10 protein-coding genes are annotated in these 9,207 nt (G+C 60.7%); 3 read left to right on the forward strand and 7 right to left on the reverse strand.

The window, feature by feature from the left end:
• The 6 genes from ACFFAR_RS15915 to ACFFAR_RS15940 all read right to left on the reverse strand — a co-directional run.
• Positions 1-1,006, reverse strand: a 1,006-nt coding sequence (locus ACFFAR_RS15915; RefSeq protein WP_375508105.1) for a M81 family metallopeptidase, incomplete at its 3' end; no start/stop codon positions are given.
• 36 nt (positions 1,007-1,042) lie between these two features.
• Positions 1,043-1,744: an ABC transporter ATP-binding protein gene (locus tag ACFFAR_RS15920; protein ID WP_062172594.1), complete on the reverse strand. Its 702-nt coding sequence runs from the start codon at positions 1,742-1,744 to the stop codon at positions 1,043-1,045.
• Positions 1,745-1,746: 2 nt separating this feature from the next.
• Positions 1,747-2,514 (reverse strand): ABC transporter ATP-binding protein, encoded by a 768-nt coding sequence (locus tag ACFFAR_RS15925; protein ID WP_062003433.1) that lies wholly within the window; start codon positions 2,512-2,514, stop codon positions 1,747-1,749.
• Positions 2,511-3,533, reverse strand: coding sequence for a branched-chain amino acid ABC transporter permease (locus tag ACFFAR_RS15930; protein WP_174362215.1), 1,023 nt, complete (start codon positions 3,531-3,533; stop codon positions 2,511-2,513). Before ACFFAR_RS15930 ends, ACFFAR_RS15925 begins: the two co-directional genes overlap by 4 nt.
• Positions 3,530-4,390 (reverse strand): branched-chain amino acid ABC transporter permease, encoded by an 861-nt coding sequence (locus ACFFAR_RS15935; protein ID WP_174362214.1) that lies wholly within the window; start codon positions 4,388-4,390, stop codon positions 3,530-3,532. The genes ACFFAR_RS15930 and ACFFAR_RS15935 overlap by 4 nt, the downstream gene beginning before the upstream one ends.
• A 61-nt stretch (positions 4,391-4,451) precedes the next feature.
• Complete coding sequence (locus ACFFAR_RS15940; RefSeq protein ID WP_174362213.1) at positions 4,452-5,660, reverse strand: ABC transporter substrate-binding protein; 1,209 nt, start codon at positions 5,658-5,660, stop codon at positions 4,452-4,454.
• Between the two features lie 263 nt (positions 5,661-5,923).
• Here ACFFAR_RS15940 and ACFFAR_RS15945 point away from each other — a divergent pair, with 263 nt between their 5' ends.
• Positions 5,924-6,736 carry an FCD domain-containing protein gene (locus ACFFAR_RS15945; RefSeq protein ID WP_174362212.1) on the forward strand — a complete coding sequence of 271 codons (813 nt, stop codon included), beginning with the start codon at positions 5,924-5,926 and terminating at the stop codon, positions 6,734-6,736.
• Between the two features lie 11 nt (positions 6,737-6,747).
• On the opposite strand, the gene ACFFAR_RS15950 is transcribed toward ACFFAR_RS15945, so the two are convergent.
• Positions 6,748-7,635, reverse strand: coding sequence for a DUF72 domain-containing protein (locus ACFFAR_RS15950; protein ID WP_174362211.1), 888 nt, complete (start codon positions 7,633-7,635; stop codon positions 6,748-6,750).
• 336 nt (positions 7,636-7,971) lie between these two features.
• Between ACFFAR_RS15950 and pqqA the strand changes: the two genes are divergently transcribed.
• Both pqqA and pqqB read left to right on the forward strand, forming a co-directional pair.
• A complete protein-coding gene (pqqA, locus tag ACFFAR_RS15955) occupies positions 7,972-8,046 on the forward strand; it encodes a pyrroloquinoline quinone precursor peptide PqqA (RefSeq protein WP_062172596.1) in 75 nt (24 codons plus the stop codon).
• A gap of 198 nt (positions 8,047-8,244) precedes the next feature.
• Positions 8,245-9,207, forward strand: a 963-nt coding sequence (pqqB, locus tag ACFFAR_RS15960) for a pyrroloquinoline quinone biosynthesis protein PqqB (protein WP_375508106.1), incomplete at its 3' end; no start/stop codon positions are given.

Genomic DNA, 9,207 nt, shown 5'->3' on the forward strand with positions numbered 1-9,207 from the left:
GATCGCATATCGGCCCCATCACGATACACGTCATGCCCTGACGGACAGCTTCCTCATAGACGTCCATGGTGTCGCATGTGCCGCCCGACATGCAGTTGTCGCCGTGATCGAGGAGGAGGACCGGTTTGTCGGCATCTAGAGCGAGCGCCGCACCTTCCGCCACGGAATCCGCCAGCGACGGGCTGCGATAAAGAAATTCCTCGCGCTCGTCCCAGATCTGCCGGCCAATACGCTCGGCCACGCGTGTGGCCGCTTCGAGATCGCCGTCGCCGACCACGACCACGCTGATGCACGGCTTCGCAATATCAGCGAGAGAAAATCCCGCCAGTATGGAAACGGCCAGCATGCCCTCGCGTTCCGCCGCCTGCGCGGCTTCCACCGCGCGCTTCATCGCGCCGGCCGCGCTCGCGCTGCGCAGCGTATGCGTCATCAGCGGCGGCTGCGACCACGCAATCACAGGACGCGACCGTCCCTCCAGCAAATCGAAGAAAAGCCGCGCGGCATGCGCGCCGCATTCGTACATGTCCACGTGCGGGTAGGTCTTGAAGCTGACCATGACGTCGGCGTTATCGATCATTTTCTGCGTCACGTTCGCATGCAGATCGAGCGCAACCGCGATGGGCGCACCAGGCAGCGCGGCACGAACGCGTTCGAGCAGGTCGCCCTCGCCGTCGTTCGAATTCTCCGCGACCATCGCGCCATGGAGATCCAGCATGACGGCGTCGCAACCCTGCGCGGCGTCGACAATCGCATTGCAGATCGCGTCGTAGGCAGCCGCCGCGACAGGCCCGCTCGGATTCGCCGATGCCGATACCGGCGTGACGATCTGTGCGCCCGCGTTTTCAGCGGCATCGATAAACGCGGACATCGCAGTCTGCATGCCCTTGTTCTCGCGATACGCATCCTCGCCATAAACCGGACCGTTGCGGCCAAACGCCTCCAGCGGCGTAGCCACCGGCGAGAACGTGTTGGTCTCGTGATTCATTCGGGCAATCAGGATTTTCATGCGGATTCCAGTCAATTGTTTCGGATCACGAACGGTTCAGACCACGCCTACGCCGAGGTAGCGGTCCTTGATCGCATCGTCGCGAGTGAACGCGGCGTTATCGCCTTCATACACAATGCGACCCTGCTCGATGATGGTGTGGCGATCCGCCAGTTGCGTGCAGACTTCGAGGTTCTGCTCGACCAGCAGGATGGCAATGCCCGCCTCCTTGATCAGCTTCAGTTGCGCGACGATCTCCTCCACGATCACAGGCGCGAGGCCTTCCACGGGTTCATCGAGCATGAGCAGCCGCGGGTGATTCATCAGCGCCCGGCCGATCGCGAGCATCTGCTGTTCGCCGCCGGAAAGCTGGGCGCCGCCGTTGGTGCGACGCTCTTTCAGGCGCGGGAAGATGCGATAGATATCGGCGAGCTGCCACGGAGAATCGCGGCGGGCGCCGAGCTTCAGGTTTTCCTCAACGCTGAGCAAACGGAACACGCCACGGTGCTCCGGCACGAAGCACACGCCCGAGGCCGCAATCCTGTGCGATTGCGATTTGCCGATATCCGCGCCCTTGAACTTCACGCTGCCGCGCTGAGCAGCGACCACGCCCGCGATGGTTTTGAGCGTCGTGGATTTGCCCGCGCCGTTGCGGCCGAGGAGCGTGACCGTCTCACCCTCGCCTATACTCAACGACACACCCTGCAAGATATGGCTCTTGCCATAAAACGCGTGGACGTCCTGCACATCGAGGATCATGCTCATGCGCGGCCTCCGGTAATCATGTTGCCGAGATAGGCACGGCGCACGCGTTCGTCGCCGCGGATATCGTCGGGTCGGCCTTCGACCAGTACGCGTCCCTGCTGCATGACCGTGATGGTGTCGGAGATGTCCATCACGATACCCATGTTGTGCTCGATCAGAACCACCGTATAGTCGTCGCGCAGGCCGCGAATGAGCTGCTTCATGTCGTCGAGATCATCGATACCCATGCCTGACGTCGGCTCATCGAGGAAGATCGCCTTGGGCCGCGCCGCGAGCGCCATGCCGACCTCGAGCCTGCGCTGCTGGCCATGCGAAAGCGCGCCGGCAAGCGTCCCCGCAAAACGCGTCAGTGCGAGACGCTCCAGGATGGGGTCGACAATGCCGGTGTGCTCGAGCGCGCCGCGCGGTGGCATCCATGCGTTGAACGCGTGATTTGAATCGACGCCCTGGACCGCCACCCGCAAATTTTCGCGCACGCTCAGGTTTGCAAACAGGCTCGTCACCTGGAACGACCGGGCGATGCCGCGCTTCACGCGCCGGTAATCCGCTTCGCGCGTAACGTCATGCCCATCGAACACGATGTTGCCGGAAGTGATCGGCAGCGTGCCCGTGAGCACGTGGAACAGCGTTGTCTTGCCCGCACCGTTCGGGCCGATCACCGAATGCACCGTGCGCGGCATGATCCTCAGCGTGACGTCGTCGAGCGCGGTGAACTTGCCGTAGCGTTTCGTCACGGCTGTTGCGTGCAGAATGGCTTCGCTCACGAGACCTCCGTATTGCTGCGCGCACCGCGTTGCCTCAGCCGCTGCACGATCCGCTCGCCCAGTCCCCACAGGCCGCGCTGCATGAAGAGGCTGACTCCAATCAAAACCAGCCCGAGCAGCAGGAGCCAGCGCGGCCACAAGGTCGAAAGCCAGTCGGAAAACAGCACATAGAATGCCGCGCCGAGCACCGAGGCAAACAGATTCCCCGTGCCGCCGATCACCGTCATCACGAGGATCATTTCGCTCGTGTGATAGTCGATGTTCGATAGCGGCGCAATGCCCGTCATCAACGCATGCAGCGCGCCGGCAAGTCCCGTGACCGCGCCTGACACGACAAACGCCGCGAGCTTGAAACGCTTGACGTCGTAGCCGACGGCGGCGGCGCGCGCTTCGTTGTCGCGAATGGCGAGCAGAGTGCGGCCGAAGACGGAATGCGACACGCGCATGAGGATCCAGAACGCCAGCAGGAACAGCACGGCGACAAACGCATAGAACTGCCAGGGCGATGCAAGCGGCACGAGCTGCTTGCCGAAGAGCGAAAGCGCGGGACGTGGAATCCCGAGCAGGCCGTTGTCGCCACCCGTGAGGTCGGGCGACGTATAGGCGAGAAAATAAAACATCTGCCCGAACGCAAGCGTCAGCATCACGAAGTACGTACCGCGCTGGCGTATCGAGAACCAGCCGACGAGTGCAGCGGCCAGTGCGCCGACCAGCATCGCGGCGACCAAGGCGAGCGGAATCTGGAGGCCCGTCCTGGTGAGCACGAGACCGGCGCTGTAACTGCCGAGGCCAAAGAATATGCCTTGCCCGAAGGACAGCAATCCCGTTGCGCCGAGCAGCAGGTTGCAGCCGAGCGCGGCCAGCGCGTACACCAGCACTTCGGTTGCGAGCGATCCCGAACTCAATGTGAGCGGCAACAGGCAGACCACGATTGCAGCAAACAGGATGAACCGATAGTGAAACAGCGCTTCCTTGAACGAGCGCTGCGGGGCGCGGGTGTCGAGTGGTTTCGAATTCACGTGGCCCTGCCAAGCAGCCCGTTCGGGCGCAGTAAAAGGACGGCCGCCATGGCGACATAGATCATCAGACTCGCGCCTTCGGGCCACAACGTGCTCATGACGCTCTGAACGATTCCAACCAGCAAGCCACCTACCAGCGCACCAAGGAAATTCCCCATCCCGCCGATCACGACCACCACGAACGCGACGCTCAGCGCTTCGATGCCCATGAACGGATCGACCCCGCGAATCGGGGCGGCAAGCACGCCGGCAAGCGCGGCTGTCCCCGCACCGAGTGCAAACACGAGGCTGAATACTCGCAACACGTTGATGCCGAGCAGCGCCACCATCTCTGTAGATTCGCTGCCTGCACGTACCGCGCTTCCCAGGCGGGTTCCTTCGAGCAGCCACCAAAGGAGCAGCGCGAGAACCGCTGTAAAGCCGATCACGAACAAGCGGTATTTCGGGTAGATGAAACTGCCCCAGATCACTACGCCGTTCAGAATGTCAGGTACCGGCACGTTATCGCCATTGGGACCCCAGATGACGATGGTGAGCTCTTGCAGCACGAGTGCAAGGCCCACGGTCACCAGGATATGGAACTCGTGCTGCTGCGCGTAGACGTGCCGCAGGATCAGCTTCTCGACCACCCATGCAAGCACGCCGACCACCACTGGAACCACGGCGAGCGCGACCCAGAAGCTCATCGACCATTGCATGGCCTGGTAGCAGAAGTACGCACCCAGCAAATAGAATGCGCCGTGCGCGAAATTCACGAAGCGCAGCAAGCCAAAGACAATCGACAATCCGACCGCGAGCAGGAAGTACAGCATCCCGATGCCAATGCCATTCACGACCTGCAACAGATAAACGTTCATGGCTTTTCGTCTGAAATGAATCGATGCGAACGCGCTTGGTCGCGCGCTCGCCCGCACGCGATCAAGCCATCTTGCACTGGGTTTTATCGAGCGGCAGGAACGACTGGCCCGAACTCACGATGTCCGCGTAATCGTCCTTGTTCTTCATCTTCGCCTTCGCTTTTCCCTTGAGCAAGTAGTAGTTTTTCAGCACCTGGTGGTCGCCCTTGCGGATCTCCTCAGCGCCAGTCAGGCCTGCATACTTCATGCCCTCGAGCGCCGCGATGACCTTCTTCGGATCAGCCGTGCCCGCTTTGACAATGCCGTCCAGCAGGATCTTCGTACAGATGTACGAGCCCGCCAGACTGTAGTTCGGGTTCGCCTTGAACGCGTCGTTCGCGCGCTTCACGAGATCGGCGTTAAGCGGCGAATCGATCGAATGCCAGTATTGCGCACCGAAATACACACCCTCGCAAAGGTCCGGACCCAGCGCCTCGAATTGCTCCAGGCCCGAGGCCCACGCCATCAGGATCGTGCAGTTGTTCTTCATGCCGAAGCTGACAGCCTGGCGCAAGGTATCGGAGGATTGCGAGCCGAAATTCAGGATCAGCAGCACGTCCGGTTTCGCCGCGACTGCATTGGTCAGATAACCGCTGAATTCCTTTTCATTGAGCGAGTGGTAGCTGTTACCCACATGCTCGATACCCTTTTCCTGGAAGATCGCTTTTGCAGCCGACAACAAACCATCGCCGAAAACATATTGCGGCGTGATGGTGTACCAGCGCTTCGCTTTCGGCAGCGTCTGGATCAGCGGGCGCACGGTCTGCTCGATCGCGCCGAAGGTGGGCACGGACCAGCGGAACGTTGCGCTGTTGCAGTCCTTGCCGGTGATTTCATCGGCGCCGGCGGTCGTGATGAAAATGCCGCCTGCCTTCTCGACTTCCTTGCCCATGGCAAGCGATTCGGATGACAGGATGCCGCCCGCGAAAAAGCGCGCATTCTTTTGCTGCGCGATTTCCTGCACACGGCGCACAGCCGTGGCGGGCTTGCCTTCGGTATCGAGGACCGTATAAGCCAGCGGCTGGCCAAGCACCTTTCCGTACTGCTCGATGGCGAGCTTCATGCCCAGGTCGGCGTACTTGCCGTTCGCGGCGAACGGGCCCGACATGGGAACGGGACAGGCGAACTGAATGGGACCGCTTTGCGCAAAGGCGCTACGCGCGGCGAGGGTTTGCAAGGCCCCGGGAACAGCCGACAGCGCGGCCAGCTTCAAGACATTCCGGCGATTCAAAATTGACGCTCCTCGAGAAAAGGCGAGACCCGGATGACTGGCGGGCCCGGCTAAAAAGCTTTTACAGAATGTTTGCTGGCGGCCACGCACGTCATGCGGCAGCTTTGACTGGAAACCTTTTATGTTGCTAGCCAGTGCCTATTTATCATGATAAATAGGATGAACTGGATCGTAGGTACAATAAATTCGGGTGTCAATAAGGCAAAATTCCGGGGTATCGGAATGCGCTGCAACAGCCGTCAGGAAGCGCTTTGGAGAAGGGTATGGAGCGAGGAAAAGCAGGTGCCACGATCGACATCAGGCAGCAGAAGCGCCCGGATCTGGTTGCCGAGGAAATCAAGCGGCTCATCACTGAACGGGATCTGAAACCCGGCGACAAGCTGCCGCGGGAAGTGGAATTGCAGCAGATGTTCTCGGTAAGTAAAAGCACCATCCGCGAGGCGTTGAAGTCGCTCGAGGTGCAGGGTTTGATCAAGGTGACGACCGGCCCGGGCGGCGGCGGAACCATTATTGAAGTGCCGCTGGATCGCACCCTGCAATTGCTGCAGAACTACCTGTTTTTCAAGGATGTCAGCATCGACGACATTTATACCGTGCGCAAATTGCTCGAGCCCGAACTTGCCGCCGGCGCCGTCGCGCATCTCACCGAGGCAGACTTTACAGCGCTCGATGACAGCATTGCCTGCTGTGACACGCCGTCCGCGCATCAAGATGGCGATATCGTCAAGCGCCGGCAGGAGGACGTGAATTTCCACGATATCCTCGCGGCCGCCAATCCAAATCCTTTCCTGCGTTTTAGCTGCGAACTGATCAACGAAATGATCCGGCAACTGATCGAATTCCGTAACGACACGCCGGCCGCCGAACTTGAACGCTTCGGTCAGGCCAACGTGAAAATCCACAAGGCGATCACGAAGGCCGCGCGCGAACGCGACGCCGATAAAGTCCGCGAACTCATGGTCGTTCACATGACCGAGGCGCCGCGTTACGTGAAGCGCATGAAGGGCAAGCTGCGCGGCAGGCTGATTCTCGACGCCGAGATTCGCAAGCGCGTGAAAGCTCTGCCGGAGACTTGAACGCCTGCGTCCTATTTGCTCTTCAGGCGTTCGAGCAGCGCCATGGCCGCCGCCGGGTTATGCGCCTTGAAGCCGCTGATCACATAGAGATAGACATCGCGCGGGGTATCTTTCGGCGCGGCTTTCGCGACACTTTCGAGTCCCTTCGGCGTCGCACCCTGTGCCCAATCGCGCGCCCGCTTGGTCCACAAATTCAGAGCGGCGCTGTCATAACCTTGCGCCTCACCTTCGGTCGTCCCCATGATCCGCGCATAGACGAAGGGCGCGGTGACATCTGCGATCTGGGGGTAATCCGAATCTCCCGACATCACGATCGCCACCCCGTATTTGCGTGCGAGCGCGACGAACGCTTCGTCGCGAAAACTTTCGTGCCGTACCTCGACCGCGTGACGGATCGGATGGCCTTCGACTTTGGCGGGCAAAAGCTTGAGAAAACCCTCGAAGTCTTCCGGGTCGAATTGTTTGGTTGTGGCGAACTGCCAGTTGATCGGGCCGAGCTTGTCCTGCAGTTCGAGCACGCCGCTCGCAAGAAAACGCTCGACCGATTCGCCGGCTTCCGAGAGCACGCGCCGGTTTGTCGAAAAGCGCGGCGCCTTGAGCGAGAACACAAAATCGTCAGGCGTCTCGTCGCGCCACTTGGCGAACGTCGAAGGTTTCTGCGAGCCGTAGAACGTGCCGTTAATTTCGATGGACGTCAGCTTCCCGCTCGCGTATTCGAGTTCGCGCTTTTGCACGAGGTCTTTCGGATAGAAGAGGCCGCGCCAAGGTTCAAATGTCCATCCCCCGATACCGACGCGAATGACCCCGCCATCCTTCGCAGGCTTTGCTGTTTTTGCGGTTTTTACCGGTGCGGTCTTTTTCGCCGCCGGCGTTTTCGCCGCTGTCTTTCGCGTCGCCATGTAATCTCCCTTGCCGTGAACGGATGCGTTCCAGTGTAGCGAATCAAGGGATCGAATGCTTCAAGCCCAGCGCGCTCTTGAGACTCGCGAACATGGGGTTCACCCTGAGGCCGCAAGGGTTTGCGGCGTGGGACACTTTGCTGCATACCGCGACAGTCAGGCGCGCTTTCAGTTCTTTCGTTCCTCCGCCCTCACCCGCCGCGATGTAAGAAACGAACTTCAAACACGCAGCGTCGCTTTCGAACGCATTTCGGGCACGCTGCTTGCATCGAAGTAAGCTTGTTGGCGCATGCGTCGTGGCGCCGGCACTCGTTGGCTAACCTGATGGAGACGGCTATGAAATGGACGACCCCGAGCTACACCGATATGCGTTTTGGTTTCGAAATCACGATGTATATCGCAACGCGTTAAGCGCTGCCGCCGCCGTCGGCTGTCCATGCCGGCGCGCGGCTTTAGCAGCGCTCCTGTCTCTCCCATAGCGTTCTTCGACTATCGGCTATTCGCCGACCTCACGTTGCTCACCGATCCCATCCCCCACCCTGCCTTCTTCGCCATCACACGTGACGTCGATCATGCTGCCGGATGTCTTTTTTTAGAGGCACGCAGGCAATGAAAATCAAAGTGCTGGGTTCATCGGCGGGAGGCGGGTTTCCGCAATGGAACTGTAATTGCCGCAATTGCGCCGGCGTGCGTAGCGGTACGCTCGATGCAAAGCGGCGCACGCAGTCGTCGATCATCGTGAGTTCAACCGGCGACGACTGGCTGCTCGTCAATGCATCGCCGGATCTGCTCGCACAGATCGCGGCCCATCCGGAGTTGCAGCCGGCGCGCCGCCCGCGCGACAGCGGCATTGCGGCGGTCATCACCATGGACGCGCAGATCGATCATGTCACCGGTCTCCTGATGCTGCGCGAACGCGATACCCCGTTGCCCCTCTATGTCACCGACGCCGTGCTGCAAGACCTGAGCACGGGCTTGCCGGTTGTATCGATACTCGCGCATTACTGCGGCGTCGAACGCCACGCGGTCCCGCTCGATGGCGGGTCGTTCAGCATTCCCGCATTACCCGGAATCCGCATTGAAGCATTGCCGTTGTCGAGCAAGGCGCCGCCCTATTCGCCGCATCGCGCGGCGCCCCAACGTGGTGACAACATCGGGCTGACGTTCATCAACGAGGCGACCGGCAAGCGCGCGTTCTACGCGCCCGGGCTCGGCGCGCTCGAACCCCACGTACTCGAAGCAATGAACGGCGCGGACCTGTTGCTGGTCGACGGCACCCTCTGGACGCCGGACGAAATGATCGAACTCGGCCTGTCGAAGAAGACCGCCGCCGACATGGGCCATCTTGCGCAAACGGGGCCGGGCGGCATGATCGAGGTGCTTGATTCGATCGAACGTACGGGCGTGCGCAAGGTCCTCATTCACATCAACAACACGAATCCCATATGGCGGGATGGCCCCGAGGGGGACGCGGTTTTGCGCGCCGGGATCGACATCGGCCATGACGGTATGGAGATCGAACTTGCAGCCAGCCCCCGATGGGGCTTCATTCGAAGCCCGCCTCAAAGAGAT

Origin of the sequence: uncultured Caballeronia sp., from assembly GCF_964243625.1 — a bacterium.
Lineage (GTDB): Bacteria > Pseudomonadota > Gammaproteobacteria > Burkholderiales > Burkholderiaceae > Caballeronia.